General features: G+C 59.8%; 13 protein-coding genes. All 13 read right to left on the bottom strand.

The window, feature by feature from the left end:
- Window positions 1-12: 12 nt before the first annotated feature.
- Entirely contained in the window at window positions 13-1113 is a 1101-nt protein-coding gene (gene nusA, locus H7C18_RS18420; protein ID WP_185130558.1) for a transcription termination factor NusA, read from the bottom strand.
- 25 nt (window positions 1114-1138) lie between these two features.
- Window positions 1139-1603, bottom strand: a complete 465-nt coding sequence (gene rimP / locus H7C18_RS18415; protein ID WP_185130557.1) for a ribosome maturation factor RimP — start codon at window positions 1601-1603, stop codon at window positions 1139-1141.
- Window positions 1604-1782: 179 nt separating this feature from the next.
- Window positions 1783-6096, bottom strand: coding sequence for a PolC-type DNA polymerase III (locus H7C18_RS18410; protein ID WP_185130556.1), 4314 nt, complete (start codon window positions 6094-6096; stop codon window positions 1783-1785).
- Between the two features lie 211 nt (window positions 6097-6307).
- Window positions 6308-7426 carry a winged helix DNA-binding domain-containing protein gene (locus H7C18_RS18405; protein ID WP_202887143.1) on the bottom strand — a complete coding sequence of 373 codons (1119 nt, stop codon included), beginning with the start codon at window positions 7424-7426 and terminating at the stop codon, window positions 6308-6310.
- A gap of 164 nt (window positions 7427-7590) precedes the next feature.
- Window positions 7591-9039: a proline--tRNA ligase gene (proS, locus tag H7C18_RS18400; protein ID WP_185130555.1), complete on the bottom strand. Its 1449-nt coding sequence runs from the start codon at window positions 9037-9039 to the stop codon at window positions 7591-7593.
- 29 nt (window positions 9040-9068) lie between these two features.
- Window positions 9069-10331: an RIP metalloprotease RseP gene (rseP, locus tag H7C18_RS18395; RefSeq protein ID WP_185130554.1), complete on the bottom strand. Its 1263-nt coding sequence runs from the start codon at window positions 10329-10331 to the stop codon at window positions 9069-9071.
- A gap of 146 nt (window positions 10332-10477) precedes the next feature.
- Window positions 10478-11626 (bottom strand): 1-deoxy-D-xylulose-5-phosphate reductoisomerase, encoded by a 1149-nt coding sequence (locus H7C18_RS18390; RefSeq protein ID WP_185130553.1) that lies wholly within the window; start codon window positions 11624-11626, stop codon window positions 10478-10480.
- Window positions 11627-11667: 41 nt separating this feature from the next.
- Window positions 11668-12459: a phosphatidate cytidylyltransferase gene (locus H7C18_RS18385; protein ID WP_185130552.1), complete on the bottom strand. Its 792-nt coding sequence runs from the start codon at window positions 12457-12459 to the stop codon at window positions 11668-11670.
- A 5-nt stretch (window positions 12460-12464) separates the two neighbouring features.
- Window positions 12465-13265, bottom strand: a complete 801-nt coding sequence (locus H7C18_RS18380; RefSeq protein ID WP_185130551.1) for an isoprenyl transferase — start codon at window positions 13263-13265, stop codon at window positions 12465-12467.
- A gap of 63 nt (window positions 13266-13328) precedes the next feature.
- The gene (gene frr / locus H7C18_RS18375; protein WP_185130550.1) at window positions 13329-13883 is read right to left on the bottom strand and encodes a ribosome recycling factor; all 555 of its coding nucleotides are present in this window, start codon (window positions 13881-13883) and stop codon (window positions 13329-13331) included.
- A 1-nt stretch (window position 13884) separates the two neighbouring features.
- Window positions 13885-14613 (bottom strand): UMP kinase, encoded by a 729-nt coding sequence (gene pyrH / locus H7C18_RS18370; RefSeq protein WP_185130549.1) that lies wholly within the window; start codon window positions 14611-14613, stop codon window positions 13885-13887.
- 118 nt (window positions 14614-14731) lie between these two features.
- Window positions 14732-15424: a translation elongation factor Ts gene (gene tsf / locus H7C18_RS18365; RefSeq protein ID WP_185130593.1), complete on the bottom strand. Its 693-nt coding sequence runs from the start codon at window positions 15422-15424 to the stop codon at window positions 14732-14734.
- Window positions 15425-15524: 100 nt separating this feature from the next.
- Complete coding sequence (rpsB, locus tag H7C18_RS18360; protein ID WP_185130548.1) at window positions 15525-16223, bottom strand: 30S ribosomal protein S2; 699 nt, start codon at window positions 16221-16223, stop codon at window positions 15525-15527.
- Window positions 16224-16366: the final 143 nt, after the last annotated feature.

The following is a 16366-nucleotide window of genomic DNA, read 5'->3' as shown; positions in this document are numbered from 1 at the left end:
TATCATCGGCAGCTAGTCGATCGTCACGCTGTCCTGGTGCATGACCTCGCCGCTCCCCGTTCTGGGACGGCCATACTCCTGCTCCGCCTGGGTCTCGCTCTTGATGTCGATCTTCCAGCCGGTCAGCTTGGCGGCCAGCCGGGCGTTCTGCCCTTTGATGCCGATGGCCAGCGACAATTGATAGTCCGGCACGATGACGCGGGCCATCTTCTCCGGTTCGAACACGATCACTTCCAGCACCTTGGAAGGGCTGAGAGCGTTCGCGACGTATTCCTCGACCGAATCGGACCACTGGACGATGTCGATCTTCTCGCCCTTCAGCTCGGTGACGATCGTCTGGACGCGTACGCCCTTCGGACCGACGCAGGAACCGATCGGATCGACTTCGGGATTGCGCGAATACACCGCGATCTTCGAACGGAAGCCGGCTTCGCGCGCCACCGAGCGGATCTCGACCGTTCCGTCGAAAATTTCCGGAACTTCCAGCTCAAACAGCCGCTTGAGCAATCCCGGATGCGTACGGGACAGGATGATCTGCGGCCCTTTGCTCGTATTCTCGACTTTGGTGATGTACGACTTGACCCGGTCGCCTTGCTTGAACTTGTCGGTCGGCATGAGCTCGGTCAGCGGAAGCGCCGCTTCCACTTTGCCAAGATCGACGTACAGGTTGCGCATGTCGATCCGCTGGATGAGTCCGGTGACGATGTCCTGCTCTTTGTCGACGTAGGCGTTGTAGATCAGTCCCCGCTCCGCTTCGCGGATCCGCTGGGTGACGACCTGCTTCGCCGTCTGCGCGGCGATGCGGCCGAAATCGCGCGGCGTCACTTCGATCTCCGCGATGTCCTCCAGCTGGTAGTGCGGGTTGATCGCCCTGGCCGCCTCCAGCGAGATTTCCATGCGGGGATCGAGCACTTCCTCGACGATCGTTTTGCGGGCGTACACTTTAATAAGTCCCGTCGTCCGGTTAATGTCGACGCGCACGTTCTGGGCCGTGTTGAAATTCCTCTTGTAGCTGGAGATCAGTGCCGCTTCGATAGCTTCGATCAGAACATCCTTGGAGATGCCCTTCTCTCGCTCGATTTCGGACAGCGCCTCGATAAACTCCATGCTCATGTGACAATGATTCCTCCTTCAAAGTTTAGAAAACGATGGCCAGGCGTGCCGAGGCCACTTTATCGTAAGGGATGGCATGCTTGCGGCGATTCACGGTGATCTCGATGACGCTGCCGTCGAAGCTGTCCAGCCTTCCTTCGAATTCTTTCGCACCGCCTACCGGTTCGTACGTCGTCACGAATACGTGCTTGCCGACGGCCTTCGCCACGTCTTCCGGCTTCTTCAGCGGCCGCTCCGCCCCGGGCGAGCTGACTTCCAGAAAATACGCGCCTTCGATCGGATCGAGCTCGTCGAGCTTCGCGCTGACGAATTCGGAGATGCGGCCGCAATCGTCGATGTCGATGCCGCCTTCTTCCCGGTCCACGTATATCCGCAAGTACCAGTTGCTTCCTTCTTTTACGTATTCGACGTCAACGAGCTGGTAGCCATTCTCGTCCAAATACGGCGTAATGAAGGATTCTACTTCGCTTTTGATTTTCGGTGCGCTCAATGCACGACCTCCTACCTGCCCCAATGGATCGTCCGCGCCGCGCCGCAGCCCAAAAAGGCCCATGGCAAAACGGAAAGAGTGGGTTTCCCCACTCTTCTGCAGACAGTGATATCCACATGATTACCAGAATTAATATACCATAACCCCTTTTCGGTACGCAACCGAAATTTTACCGGTCCCTAGAACAGCGACAGCTGGTTCGTCTCCGGCAGACCGCGGAAGCAGCCCATGCCGGCTAGCATTTCGACGATCGTCTTGCTCGCCTTCGAACGCTGCTGGAAGTCTTCGACCGACAGGAACTCTCCGCCTTCCCTCGAGGCGGCGATATTCTTCGCGGCGTTCTCGCCGATGCCGGCGATCGCTCCGAACGGCGGAATGAGCGCGTCGCCGTCGATAATGAAGCGCGTCGCTTCGGAGCGGTACAGGTCGATCGGCTTGAAGCGAAAGCCGCGCGCCGTCATCTCCAGCCCCATCTCGAGAATGGAGATCATGCTTTTCTCCTTCGTCGTCGCCTGGAAGCCTTTCTGCTCGATCTCGATCAGCGTCTTCAGAATCGCGTCGTACCCTTGGCAGAACAGTTCGACATCGAAGTCCGCGGCCCGAACGGAATAGTAGGTCGCGTAATATTCGATCGGATAATAGAGTTTGAAGTAGGCCGTGCGCACCGCCGAAATGACGTAAGCCGCGGCGTGCGCCTTCGGGAACATGTACTCGATGCGAAGACAGGAGTCGATGTACCATTGGGGAACGCCGCACTTCCGCATCTCTTCGATCCACTCCGGCGTCAGCCCCTTGCCCTTCCGCACGCTCTCCGTAATCTTGAACGCGAGCGACGCGTCCATGCCCGCCTTATAAATGAGATAAAGCATAATGTCGTCGCGGCAGCCGATGACCGTCTTGATCGTGCAAGTGCCGTTCTTGATGAGCTCCTGCGCGTTGCCGAGCCATACCCCTGTTCCGTGGGACAAGCCGGAAATCTGCAGCAGGTCGGCGAATGTCGAAGGCTTCGTCTCCTCCAGCATTTGGCGTACGAACCGCGTTCCCATCTCCGGAACGCCGTACGTCGCCACCGGCGTGCGGATCTGCTCGGGCGTAACGCCGAGCGCCGCGACCGAGCTGAAGATGCTCATCACCTTCGGGTCGTTCATCGGGATCGTCGTCGGATCGACCCCGGTCAAATCCTGCAGCATCCGCATCATCGTCGGATCATCGTGCCCGAGAATATCGAGCTTGAGCAGGTTCGCGTCGAAGGCGTGATAGTCGAAGTGCGTCGTCTTCCAATCGGCGCTCGTATCGTCCGCCGGATATTGGACCGGCGTGATGTCTTCCACTTCGATATAGTCGGGAACGACGACGATGCCTCCGGGATGCTGGCCCGTGCTGCGCTTGACGCCGGTACATCCGGCCGCCAGCCGGTTCAGCTCCGCCCCGCGCCACTGTTTGCCGTGCTCCTCCTCGTACTTTTTGGCGAAGCCGAATGCCGTCTTCTCCGCCACCGTGCCGATCGTCCCGGCGCGGAACACGCTTTTCTCCCCGAACATGACCTTCGTGAAGTTGTGCGCGTGCGGCTGGTATTCGCCGGAAAAGTTGAGGTCGATATCGGGAACCTTGTCGCCCTTGAACCCGAGGAACGTCTCGAACGGAATGTCCTGCCCTTCGCCTTTCATCGTCTGGCCGCACTTCGGACACGGCTTGTCCGGCAAGTCGAAGCCGCTGGGCACGCTGCCGTCGAGAATCCATTCGCTGTGCTTGCATTCCGGAACGCGGCACAAGTAGTGCGCCGGAAGCGGATTGACCTCTGAGATGCCGAGGAACGTCGCGACGACCGACGAGCCGACCGAACCCCGCGAACCGACCAGGTAGCCGTCGCTGTTGGACTTCTTCACGAGCCGCTCCGAGATCAGATAGTTGGCCGAGAAGCCATATTTGATAATCGGCACGAGTTCCTTCTCCAGACGTTGGACGATGACGTCCGGCAGCGGCTCGCCGTACATCGACTTGGCCGTCTCGTAGCACGTATTGCGAATCTCGTCGTCCGCCCCTTCCATAATCGGCGTGTACAGCTCGTCCGGGAACAGCGGATACTCCTCGAACCGGTCGGCCAGCTCGTTCGGGTTCTTGACGACGACTTCGTGCGCTTTCTCTTTGCCCAGAAAAGCGAATGCCTCCAGCATCTCCGTCGTCGTACGGAAATGCGCGTCCGGCTTGCGCTGGTCCTTCAACGGGCTGAAGCCGGTGATGCCGTGGATCGTAATGTCGCGGAACAGCTTGTCGCGCGGCTCCAGGTAGTGCACGTTGCCGGTAGCGATCACCGGTTTTCCCGTCTTCTGACCGATCCGGACGATCTTTCGCAGCGCCTCTTCGAGCTCGGCGCGGCTGCCGACCAGCCCTTTGTCGAGCAGATGCATGTAGAAGTCGAGCGGCTGAATCTCCAGCACGTCGTAGAACGCCGCGACTTCCTCCGCTTCCTCCTCGGACTTGTTGAGCACCGTCTCGTACAGCTCGCCTCTTTCGCAACCGGAGATGACGAGCAGCCCTTCGCGCATTTCAACCAGCTTGCTTCGCGGAATGCAGGCGACTCGGTGAAAATAATCGGTGTGCGACAGCGAGATCAGCTTGAACAAGTTTTTCTTGCCCGCCGCGTTCAACGCATAGATGCCGCAGTGGAATGGGCGCGTCGTCTTCCAGCTGTTCACGTTGACCGAATTGAGCCGGTCCAGCTGCGTGACGCCGCGGGCGACCGAATCCTTGATCAGCCCGTTTAGGATGCCGCCGAGCGCGATCGTGTCGTCGATTGCCCGGTGATGGCTCTCAAGGCTGACTTTGTACAGATCGGCCAGCGTATTGAGCCGGTGGTTTTTCATCGTCGGATGAAGGAATCGCGCCAGCTCCAGCGTATCGAGCACCGGATTCGGAATCGGCGGCAGCCCATGCTGCTTGCAGGCTTCCTGCATAAAGCCGATATCGAACCGCGCGTTGTGGGCGACCAGCACGGCGTCATCGATGAATGCCAGAAACTCATGCAGCTTCGGTTCCAGCTCCGGCGCGTCCTTTACCATCTCGTCGTTGATGTTGGTGAGCTGCTGGATATTGTACGGGATCGGTTCATGCGGGTTGATGAACGTCGCGAATCGGGCGATCTCCTGGCCGTTATTCATCTTCACGCACGCGAGCTCGATGATTTTGTTGGCGGTGACCGACAAGCCGGTGGTCTCGATATCGAACACGACGTAAGTCGCTTCGTCGAGGCGCTGCTCTCTCGGATTCAGCACCATCGGCACCGCGTCGTTCACGACGTTTGCTTCGACGCCGTACAAAATTTTGATCCCGTTCTTTTTGCCGGCCTTTGCGGCGTCCGGATAGCACTGCACGTTGGCATGGTCGGTGATGGCGATCGCCTTGTGGCCCCACTTCGCCGCCGTCTTCACGTAGACGTCGACCGGCGTGACCGCATCCATCGTGCTCATCGTCGTATGAAGATGGAACTCGACCCTTTTCTCCTCCGCTTCGTCCTTGCGCGGCGGCCGGGGCTGGATCTCGCGCACGTCGCTCGGCATGAGGACGAGCTCGGGCGGGTTAAGGAAACGGTCGTACTCGACGCGCCCGCGCGCCTTGATCCACTTGCCGTTGGCGAGCAGACTGAGCGTCTTGACGTCATCTTTGGTTTTGGCGAACATCTTGACCGAGATCGAGTCGGTAAAGTCGGTCAGATAAAACTGGAACAGCGTGCTGCCGCTGCGCAGCTCCTTCACTTCGAGACCGAAAATCGTTCCGTGAACCGTAATCTTCTTCTCTTCTTCCCTAATATCCTGAAGCGGGACCGGATCCTCCTTGATCTCGTAGCCGTGCTGCAAAACCTGCGGCGCGTCGCCGGTCGCCGCCGGAGCGGCTTCCTCCCGCGCGCTGGCCATGATCTGCTGGATCGCTTCCGTCTCTTCCTGCTGAATTTTTTGCGCGAACTCGTCGTACGCTTCCTGGCGGGTTTCGCCGACCGCCAGCTTGATTCGGCACGCGCGGCCGAAGCGCCGCTCGAAAAAAGCGGCCGCGTGCGCGTCGACGTTTTTGCGCCGGGCCATCTCCAGCCCCATCGCATCCAGCATCGTCAGCGTCGCCGTGTCGCCCTCGGCCTCCATCCGCGCCTTCGCCAGCCAGCCGTTCACGGACGCGAACTCGGCCTGCATCCACTCGACGAACACTTTCCAGTATTCCGCGAGCACCGCATCCGTCGCGATGCCGTCCTCGTAACGAAGCGTGATGTTGATGCCGGCCAGATGCCCCAGCTTCGCCCGAACTCGTTCGCAAAAATCCGCATATACGTTCGCGGGCAACAGCCCGCTTTTGACCAAGTGGAAATGCCATTCCTTCTTGCCCTTATGTACCTCTACCTTCTCTATGTATCCGTCGCGAAAGTAAGATTCGATCCATTCCGCCGACACGCCGGCCTGCTGCAGCAGCAGCTCGAACCGGCGCCTTTGGTCCGTATTCGGTTGCATGCCCGTTCCTCCTTAGCTCAGAAAATCATGTCGCGTCCTTTTCCAAGCCCAATAAAAAACAAGAAGCCTCCGAAGAAGCTTAAAGTAAGCGAAGCCGGGTTCGCCCGCATCAGGCGGGCGCGGCCGACAATCGCCATCCGTACGCTATTAGCTATTCTACCTTTTCTACGGGCGGCCATCAATAGACAGAGATCGACAAACGAGGCGGTCTCTACTCGCCGAGCGCCCGAAATGTCGCTTCCCCGAGCGGCAATCCCATGAAATCGCAATACCGCCGGGCTTCGCGAACGAGCAATTCTTCCCATTCGGCTTGAGGAACCGACAGCTTGAACTCGACGTCGATTCGCTTGGGCTTCACCGTCCGCTTCCAAATCCCGGCGATGCGTCCGCCGATCGCGACCGTCGGCATGAAAATTCCGTTGTTGCCGGGCGCGACGTAAGGAGCGACTTCGTCCGGAAGCACGGCCTCGCGGTCCCGGTAGCCGAGCAGCATCTCGTCGAAGCCGGCCAGCAAGAAGACGGAAGAGCCGGAATCCTCCTCCTCGGCCGTTCCGCTCTCTCCGGGAAGACCGCCCGCTTCCCAATACTCACGGTCTCCGACCCGCAGGAGCGTCAATTCGCCCGCCGCGGCTTCCGCCGCTTCCCGCGCTTCCGTCAAGGTAAGGCCGGCCCACCAAGCCAGATCCTGAACCGTTGCCGGCCCGTGCCCGGCGAAAAACCGAACGGCCAGCCGACCCAAAGCTTCGCTTCTGTCCCATTCGCCCGCATCGGCAGGGAGCCATTCCTCCGCCAGCACGAACGTCTGCCGCTTGCCGTCCTTCGGTCCAAGGCAGATGCGGCCGGATTGCGCCAAGCGCCAGATGATATGATAGCCGCGCTGCCCGTCCGTCCGAACGCCTTCGGCTTCGAACAGCTGCATGAGGGCGTCACGGGTAATTCTGCCGCCTCCGCGAAGGGCGTTCTCCATCAGGAGGCCGCACCGTTCGACGATCGCATCCGTCAACTCGAGCTGCTCCATCCGGCGCTTGTCCTGCGTCAGCCTGCGCGACGCGGACAGCTTCAGCAGCAACCGCAGCTCCTCCGATGGCACGGCGTGAATCGTGCCGCGCATCGGCCAGGAGAGTACGATCCTCCCTTCTTCGATCGCCCGTTCGACGTCGGCAAGCGTCGCTCCCTGCGTACGCGAACCGATGGCCCACATCGCCTGATGGTAATCCTGCGCTTGCACGGCCCCCAAATGCCGGACGACCTCTTCCGGCTCCTCGAGCCTGGCCGCCGGGGCAATCCGCTGATGATTCAGCCTTCGATAAGCAATCATCCTCGTTTCCATCGAGCAACCTCCTTCGCGGATCCCGCAACGTTATGTCCCCCTCACAAAGCGGGGCTTGGCTTCGATGCTTGCTCAGGTACTTTGCGGGGACCCCAGAACCTATAAATTCTTAATTGCAAAAAAAGAACTGCCGCAGTCTGCAGCAGTTCGTCGATGCTTTCCAATCAATACGCCCGGGCGAATACGACCGTGTGCTTCGCGGCGTCGCCGCAGACGAGGCACTTCGTCTTGGTTTCCGCCGGCTCGAACGGGATGTTGCGGCTCGTCGCCCCGGTCTCGTCCTTCACCTGCTTCTCGCAGGCTTCGGAACCGCACCAGCCGGCCAGCGCGAACCCGCGCTTCTCTTCGAGCGAGCTTCTCAGCTCGTCCAGCGTCTCCACCGAGAACGTATGCTCCTGACGGAACTGCAGCGCCCGCTCGTACATTTCGCGATGGACGTTATCCAGCATCGCTTGCACTTCGGCGACCAGGTTGTCGAGCGGCACCTGCTTCTTCTCGCCGCTGACGCGGGAGACGAGCACGCAGACGCCGTTCTCCAGATCGCGGGGTCCGAGCTCCAGCCGGACCGGAACGCCGCGCATCTCGTATTCGTTGAACTTCCAGCCCGGCGACAAGTCGGACCGGTCGTCGACGCGAACGCGAACGCCCGCCGCCTTCAATTGCGCGAACAGCTCGTCCGTCTTCGCGATCACCTGCTCGCGCGTCTTCGGCGGACCGATCGGAATCATGATCACCTGCGTCGGCGCGACCTTCGGCGGCATGACGAGGCCGCGGTCGTCCCCGTGAACCATGATCAAGGCGCCGATCAGCCGCGTGCTGACGCCCCACGAAGTGGTGTGGCAATATTCCTGCGTATTTTCCCGGCTCAGGTACTTGATGTCGAACGCCACCGCGAACTTCGTGCCGAGGTAGTGAGAAGTGCCGGCCTGCACGGCGCGGCCGTCCTTCATCATCGCTTCGATCGAATACGTGTCGACCGCGCCGGCGAACCGCTCGGACGGCGTCTTCTCGCCTTTGATGACCGGAATGGCCAGCTCGTTCTCCACGAAGTCGGTGTAGACGTCCAGCATCGTCATCGTTTCCTTGCGGGCGTCTTCCTCGTTCTCATGCGCCGTGTGGCCTTCCTGCCATAGGAATTCGCTCGTGCGCAGGAACGGAAGCGTCCGCTTCTCCCAGCGGACGACGTTCGCCCACTGGTTGATCAGCACCGGCAGATCGCGATAAGAGTTGATCCACTTGGCGTACATATGCCCGATCATCGTCTCCGACGTCGGCCGGATCGCCAGCCGCTCTTCCAGCTTCTCCCCTCCCGCCTCGGTTACCCAAGGAAGCTCGGGATTGAAGCCTTCGACGTGCTCTTTCTCTTTCTGGAAGAAGCTCTCCGGGATGAACAGCGGAAAATAGGCGTTGCGATGGCCCGTATCCTTGAACCGGCCGTCCAGACCGCGCTGGATGTTCTCCCACAGCTCGTAGCCTTCCGGCCGGAATACGATGCAGCCTCGCACCGGCGAGTAGTCCATCAGCTCGGCTTTTTTAATAACGTCGATATACCAGCGGGAGAAATCTTCCCCTTGCGGCGTGATTTCGGTGACAAACCCTTTTTCCTTCGACATGGCCTTTTTCCCCTACCCCTGACAACGGCTTAATTTTTGACCAATCGTAAAATATCGTTGTACGTCACGACGACCATGAGCAGCATGAGCATCGCGAACCCGATAAAGTGAACCATGCTTTCCCGGTTCGGATCGACCGGCTTGCCCCGGACGGCTTCCAGCCCGATGAAGATGAGCCGGCTTCCGTCGAGCGCCGGTATCGGCAACAGGTTAAAGATGCCGAGATAGAGACTTAAGATCGAAGCCCAGAACGTCAGCTGCGGAAGTCCCTGCTTGGCGATCTCCCCGGTCACCTGAGCGGTTCGGACCGGTCCTCCGAGATCGTCCAGCTTGAATTGACCGAAGATGAGCTTGCGGAACCCCTCGAAAATGTTCTTCGTCGTGTCCACCATCGACGTGCCGGCGAACTTGAACGTTTCCCCGAACCCGGGCTTGCGCATCTCCGGACTCAAATAGAGGCCGACCTTGCCCGTTGACGCGTCCGGCGTCACGTTGATCGTCATCTCCTTGCCGTCGCGGACGACCGTCCACTTCATCGGCTTGCCGGCGGACGCCTGGATCTTGCCGACGAGCACGCTGCTGTCGCCGCCGACTTCTTCCCCGTTGACCAGCTTCACCCAGTCGCCCTTGTGCAGCCCGGCTTGCGCCGCCGGCATACCGGATTCCGTGCCGCTGACGAACACTTTGGACGAGTTCTCCACGGGAACTCCGGCCATCTGGATGTAGGCGATGAAGAGCACGAACGCAAGAATGAAATTCATCATCGGGCCGGCGAAGATCGCCATCGCGCGCTTGCCGGTCGAGACGCCGCCGAACTGCCGATCGATCGGCGCGATTTGCGTCTCCTGCCCTCTGGAAATGATGAGCGCCTGAGGATGAACGTCGTAGCGCTCGATGTCTCCGTCCACGTCAAGCGTCACGAACAGCTCGCGTTCCAGATCGAGCGATTTGACTTCGCCGCGCACGATGTTGGAACGCTCGTCCAGCCGATCGAGGAACAGCCGGACCGCCTGCCCGTCCTTCACACGGACGCCGATCGTCTGTCCCGGCTGGACTTCCACCACTTCCGGATCTTCGCCGGCCATCCTCACGAACCCGCCCGCGGGCAGCAAGCGGAGCGTGTAGCGAGTCTCTCCGCGCTTGATCGAGAACAGCTTCGGTCCGAAGCCGATGGCGAACTCCCGCACGAGAATGCCTGCCCGGCGGGCAAAGAAGTAGTGGCCGAATTCATGAATCGTGACGAGCACGAAGAATACCAAAACCGTCAAAAAGACGACTTGAACCATTTGCATGTTTACCAACCCCCGTTGCCTCTGACGGCTGTCCTTAGATTAACATTATTCTCCGAGCCGTTACAAGAGAATACGGAAGGGGAGGAAGATTGTTGCATTAGCTTATCTTCGAAGCTTACTTTGATACTCGTGAGGTGTCCCGAAATTCAAAAAAGGGATGCCGCCTCGCGCCTCGCCCAGCGGTCCGCATCAAGGATCGCGTCCAGCTCGGGCTGCGGCAGAGCGCGATGCTTCCCGAGCACCTGTTCGATGACGGACTCGATCGCCAGAAACGGCAGTTCGCCCTTCAGGAACCTGGCTACCGCCGCTTCGTTGGCCGCGTTGAATACCGTCGGCGCGGTTCCGCCCGTTCGGCCGGCCTCGTAAGCAAGCCGAAGGCAAGGAAAGCGTTCCAGATCCATCTCGCGGAAATGAAGCGCCCCTGCTTTGACCAGATCGAGCGGCGCTGCCGGAGACGAATGCCGGTGCGGGTACGTGAGCGCGTACTGGATCGGCACCCGCATGTCCGGGTTGCCGAGCTGGGCGATGACGCTTGTGTCCGTAAACTCGACCATCGAGTGGACGATGCTCTCCGGATGCAGCAGCACGTCGATCTGCTCGTACGGCAGCCCGAACAGCCAATGCGCTTCGATTACTTCCAGCCCTTTGTTCACCATCGTGGCGGAGTCGATCGTGATCTTCGCGCCCATCGACCAGTTCGGATGCTTCAGCGCGTCCTCCACCGTAACGTCTTTCAGCCGATCTCGCGTCCGGTCGCGGAAGCTGCCGCCGGAAGCGGTCACGATGAGGCGTTTGACCGCTTTGCGGTCCTCGCCGTTCAAGCATTGGTAGATCGCCGAATGCTCGCTGTCGACGGGAATGATCGGAACGCCACGCTCGGCTGCCAGCTTCATGACCAGATGCCCGGCCGACACGAGCGTCTCCTTGTTCGCCAAGGCGATGGCAGCCCCGGCTTCTATCGCGGCCATCGTGGAGGCCAGGCCTATGCTGCCCATCAGCGCGCAAACGACCGTGTCGGCTCCCGCTCCGGCCGCGGCTTCGATGAGCCCTTCATCGCCGCAGACGACGCGAATGCCGGCCGGAAGCTCGCCGGATAGCTTGTCCGCAAGCTCCCGGGTCGCGACCGACACGATTTGCGGCTTGAACCTCAGCGCCTGCTCCAGAAGCTCATCCGTGCGTGTGCCGGCAGCCAGAGCGACCACCTCGTAAGCTTCGGGGTCCCGGGCCACGACGTCCAGCGTCTGGGTGCCGATCGAGCCGGTGCTGCCGAGCACGGCTATTTTTTTCCTCGCCATCGTCATGCCAACCTCCGTTAAAACGATCTCTTATGTATCCGTCATTGCGGCAGAAGATGCAGGAAGTGCACGAGCGGGAACACGATCAGCCAGCTGTCCGTCCGGTCGAGCACGCCGCCGTGTCCCGGCAGCAGGTTGCCCGAATCCTTGACGCCGCGAAACCGCTTGTATGCCGATTGGATCAAGTCCCCGAGCGTACCCGCGACCGCCGCCGCCAGCGCGAACCCGATCGCCCTGCCGTAGCCGAGCCAGTCCGGTTCGAACAGGCAGAAGACGAGCGCGACGAGAATGGCGATGATGAGTCCGCCGACGGCTCCTTCCACCGTCTTGTTCGGGCTGATCTCCGGCCACAGCTTGGTCTTCCCGATCGCCTTGCCGACGAAATAAGCGCCGGCGTCCGACGCCCAAATGCAAAAAAACGTCAAGAGCGCCCAGAAAACGCCGTGCGGAAGATCCCGCGTCTCCGCCATAAAGCGAAAGCCGAGCCCGATGTAAACCGTCCCGAGAAACAGCAGGCTCGCCTGCGCCAGGTCGATGCGGTTCTTGCTCAGCACGGTCGCCGCAAGCAGCACGAACAGGATCAGCCACATCCAGGTGGCGATCGGCAGGACATCCCATCCGAACGGCATCCTCGGCAGAGAAAGGAGGAGTACGGCGGCAAAGCCGCAAAGCACGTCCCCCCGTCCTGCCGGCAAGCCGTTCAGCTTGACGTATTCCCGGAAGCCGAGCACGGCGAGCAGCGCCAGCAAAAGCGTGTAGTACCAATTCCCCAGCAGCAGCATGGCGACGAAAAAAGCGCCCGCGACGATGCCGGTGACCAGTCGTTGCGCCATCGCGCTTAAAGCCCCCCATAGCGACGAGCCCGCCGTTGATACTCGCGGATCGCCTCGTAAAAGTGCTGCTCCGAAAATTCGGGCCAATAAACGTCGGTAAACCAAAATTCGCTATAGGCGAGCTGCCACAGCATAAAGTTGGACAGCCTGAGTTCCCCGCTCGTGCGGATCAGCAGATCCGGATCCGGAAGATGTCCGCTGAGCAGGTTCGCGGAAAAATCGTCCTCCGTGATCGAATCAGGATCGAGTTCGCCGCTGGCCGCGCGCCGGGCCAACTTTCGGGCGGCGTCGACCATCTCCATCCGGCTTCCGTAATTCAGGGCAAAGTTAAGGACAAGCCCCGTGTTATGCTCGGTTTTGCGGACCGCCTCGTTGATGGCGGACAACGTATAGTCGGGCAGCAAATCCTGCACGCCCATCATCTTCACCTGCACGTTGTTCTCGATCAGTTCGTCCAGTTCGATCGCCAGAAATTCCTGCGGCAGCTTCATCAGGAATTCAACCTCGGCCTGAGGCCGCTTCCAGTTCTCCGTGGAAAAAGCGTACAGCGTCAAATAACGCACGCCGAGCCGATCGGCCGCCTTCGTAATCCGCTTGACCGCCTTCATTCCGCTGTGATGGCCGGCGAACCGCGGCAGTCCGCGAGCTTTCGCCCAACGGCCGTTCCCGTCCATAATAATCGCCACATGCTGCGGAACGTTCTCCGTCAGTAATTCTCCTTCCGTTCCGTTTCGCAATTCGGCATCGCGTTCTTGATCTTTACCCTCGCGCAGCCAACGGAACAGACCACCGGAACGCTTCGCCATGGATTTACCTCCCGGTTCAAGAACAATAACCCCACCGGTCGGAGGGGTCTTGGATCTTCGGTGTCACACTTCCATGATTTCTTTCTCTTTGGCCGCCAGAATCTTGTCCACTTCCGCCACGTAGCGGTCGGTCAGCTTCTGGACGTCTTCCTGATGCCGTCTGGATTCGTCCTCGGAGATGTCTTCCTTTTCTTTCTTCTTGATGTCGTCGTTGGCGTCGCGCCGGATGTTGCGGATCGCGACCTTCGCTTCTTCTCCGTACTTCTTCGTCGACTTGACGAGATCCGCCCGGCGCTCCTCGGTCAGAGGCGGCACGACGAGCCGAATGATCGTGCCGTCGTTCGCCGGCGTCAGGCCGACGTCGGACTTCAGGATCGCCTTCTCGATGGCGGCCAGCGCCGATTTGTCCCACGGCTGAATGACCAGCGTGCGCGAATCCGGCGTCGTGATCGAGCCGAGTTGGTTGACCGGCGTCAACGCGCCGTAATACTCGGCCTGCACCCGATCCAGAATGGCGGGCGTCGCGCGTCCCGCTCTCAGCGTCGACAAGTCGCGCTTGAGGGCGGCCAGCGCTTTCTCCATCCGTTCTTCGGCATTTTTCTTGATCGCTTGAGGCACTTTAGTCCACGCTCCCCTTCACAATCGTTCCGATTTTTTCGCCCATGACGGCGCGCTTGATATTCCCTTGCTCGGTAATCGCGAACACGAGCAGCGGGATGTTGTTATCCATGCACAATGATGAAGCGGTAGAGTCCATGACGCCGAGATTCTTGTTCAGAACGTCCAGATACGTGAGCTGTTCGTACTTCTCCGCGGTCGGATCCTTGAACGGATCGGCGCTGTATACGCCGTCGACCTTGTTCTTCGCCATCAGAATGACTTCGGCCTCGATCTCCGCCGCCCGCAGCGCCGCCGTCGTGTCCGTCGAGAAAAACGGGTTGCCCGTTCCCGCGGCGAAAATAACGACGCGCCCTTTCTCCAGATGACGGATCGCTCTTCTGCGAATGTAAGGCTCGGCGATCTGCTGCATCGCGATCGACGTCTGGACTCGGGTCGGCACGCCGATCTGCTCCAGCGCGTCTTGAAGCGCCAGCGAGTTCATGACGGTCGCCAACATCCCCATATAATCCGCCGTCGCGCGGTCGATCCCTTTCTGGCTGCCGGAGATTCCGCGCCAGATGTTGCCGCCTCCGCACACGATGGCCACTTCCACGCCCAAGTCGTTAACTTCCTTCACCTGCTCGGCGATGGACAAAATGGTCGACGCGTCGATGCCGTATCCGTTCGACCCGGACAGCGATTCGCCGCTGACCTTCAACACCACGCGCTTGTAAACGGGACGATTCAACGTTGAGTACCTCCATCACTTCGATATCGTTCCATGCGGAATCCGTCCGGAACCGAATCCAGCCGGATTCCGCATGGTAAAAAAGGGAACACGCCGTGTCCCCTTTGACATGTCCCGCTTATGCTTTGACTTGCGCCATAACTTCTTCGACGAAGTTGTCTTGCTTCTTCTCCAGACCTTCGCCGAGCTCGAAGCGCACGAAGCGGCGGATGGAGATTTGCTCGCCGATCGTGGCGATCTTCTCGTTCAGGAGCGTTTGGATCGTCTTGTCCGGATCCTTGACGAACGATTGCTCGAGCAGAACGTTCTCTTCGTAATATTTGTTCAGGCGGCCTTCGACCATCTTGTCGACGATCTTCTCCGGCTTGCCTTCGTTAAGAGCCTGGTTGCGCAAAATTTCGCGCTCCTTGTCCAGATCCGTTTGGTCGACTTCCTCGCGGCGAACGACCTTCGGGTTGGCGGCCGCGATATGCATGGCGATGTCGCGAACCAGTTCCTTGAATTGATCGGTCATGGCGACGAAGTCGGTCTCGCAGTTGACTTCGACCAGAACGCCGATGCGGCCGGCGCCGTGGATGTACGATTCGACGCGGCCTTCCGTCGCGACGCGGTCGCCTTTCTTGGCGGCTGCCGCCAGGCCTTTCTCGCGGAGCAGCTCGGCTGCCTTGGTCAGGTCGCCGCCCGCTTCCTCCAGCGCTTTCTTACAATCCAACATGCCGGCTCCGGTTCTCTCGCGGAGCGACTTTACGTCTGCTGCGTTCACTGCCACTTGAACAACCTCCTGGAATGCCCTCTGCTCTTCTGAGCGCAGAGGGGTCGAATGGTCATGCCTCGCGTTCTCGCTTCAAAAAAAGAGCGGCAAGAAGGTTCGCTTCTAACCGCCCTGTGGATCGCTTGCGTATTGGCGTCTCTTATACCGTCGCTTCTTCGCCTTGGCGCGATTCAACGATAGCGTCGGCCATCTTGGACGTCAGCAGCTTCACGGCGCGGATAGCGTCGTCGTTGCCCGGAATGACGTAGTCGATCTCGTCCGGATCGCAGTTCGTGTCGACGATGCCGACGATCGGAATGCCGAGCTTGCGGGCTTCCGCCACGGCGATGCGCTCCTTGCGAGGGTCGATGATGAACAGCGCATCCGGGAGCTTGCGCATATTTTTAATGCCGCCGAGGAACTTCTCGAGACGTTCCTTCTCCTTGCGGAGCAGGATGACTTCTTTCTTCGGAAGCACTTCGAACGTGCCGTCTTCTTCCCACTTAGACAGCTGATGCAGGCGGTCGGTCCGCTTCTGGATCGTCGAGAAGTTGGTCAGCGTGCCGCCCAGCCAACGCTGGTTGATGTAGTACTGGCCGCTGCGCTCCGCTTCGTCGCGTACCGAATCTTGCGCTTGCTTCTTCGTTCCGACGAACAGCAGCGTGCCGCCGTTCTCGGCCAGCTGGCGCACGAAGTTGTACGCTTCGTCCACTTTCTTGACCGTCTTCTGCAGGTCGATGATGTAAATTCCGTTTCTTTCGGTAAAGATGTACTTATCCATTTTCGGGTTCCAACGGCGGGTTTGGTGGCCGAAGTGCACCCCAGCTTCGAGCAGCTGCTTCATGGAAATGACTGCCATCTTTACTGCACCTCCTAAATGGTTTTGTTAGGTGAATCCCCTCCGCCGATCGCGTCTTTCGCCAGAACTTGCGAAAATGCAAGCACCGCTGACGAAATTGAACGGCGTGCGTTTTTTCACACCGGGTATTAATATATCATATC

The sequence above is a fragment of the Cohnella zeiphila genome, from assembly GCF_014212055.1.
Classification (GTDB): Bacteria; Bacillota; Bacilli; order Paenibacillales; family Paenibacillaceae; genus Cohnella; species Cohnella zeiphila.
This window is presented reverse-complemented; position numbering and strand designations above follow the sequence as displayed.

Bases quoted from the DNA above. Each gene is read 5' to 3' on its own strand.
- rpsB (WP_185130548.1), bottom strand. From the start codon at position 16,223: ATGGCAGTCATTTCCATGAAGCAGCTGCTCGAAGCTGGGGTGCACTTC.
- rseP (WP_185130554.1), bottom strand. From the start codon at position 10,331: ATGCAAATGGTTCAAGTCGTCTTTTTGACGGTTTTGGTATTCTTCGTG.
- H7C18_RS18410 (WP_185130556.1), bottom strand. From the start codon at position 6,096: ATGCAACCGAATACGGACCAAAGGCGCCGGTTCGAGCTGCTGCTGCAG.
- H7C18_RS18390 (WP_185130553.1), bottom strand. From the start codon at position 11,626: ATGGCGAGGAAAAAAATAGCCGTGCTCGGCAGCACCGGCTCGATCGGC.
- H7C18_RS18380 (WP_185130551.1), bottom strand. From the start codon at position 13,265: ATGGCGAAGCGTTCCGGTGGTCTGTTCCGTTGGCTGCGCGAGGGTAAA.
- proS (WP_185130555.1), bottom strand. From the start codon at position 9,039: ATGTCGAAGGAAAAAGGGTTTGTCACCGAAATCACGCCGCAAGGGGAA.
- nusA (WP_185130558.1), bottom strand. From the start codon at position 1,113: ATGAGCATGGAGTTTATCGAGGCGCTGTCCGAAATCGAGCGAGAGAAG.
- H7C18_RS18405 (WP_202887143.1), bottom strand. From the start codon at position 7,426: ATGGAAACGAGGATGATTGCTTATCGAAGGCTGAATCATCAGCGGATT.
- H7C18_RS18385 (WP_185130552.1), bottom strand. From the start codon at position 12,459: ATGGCGCAACGACTGGTCACCGGCATCGTCGCGGGCGCTTTTTTCGTC.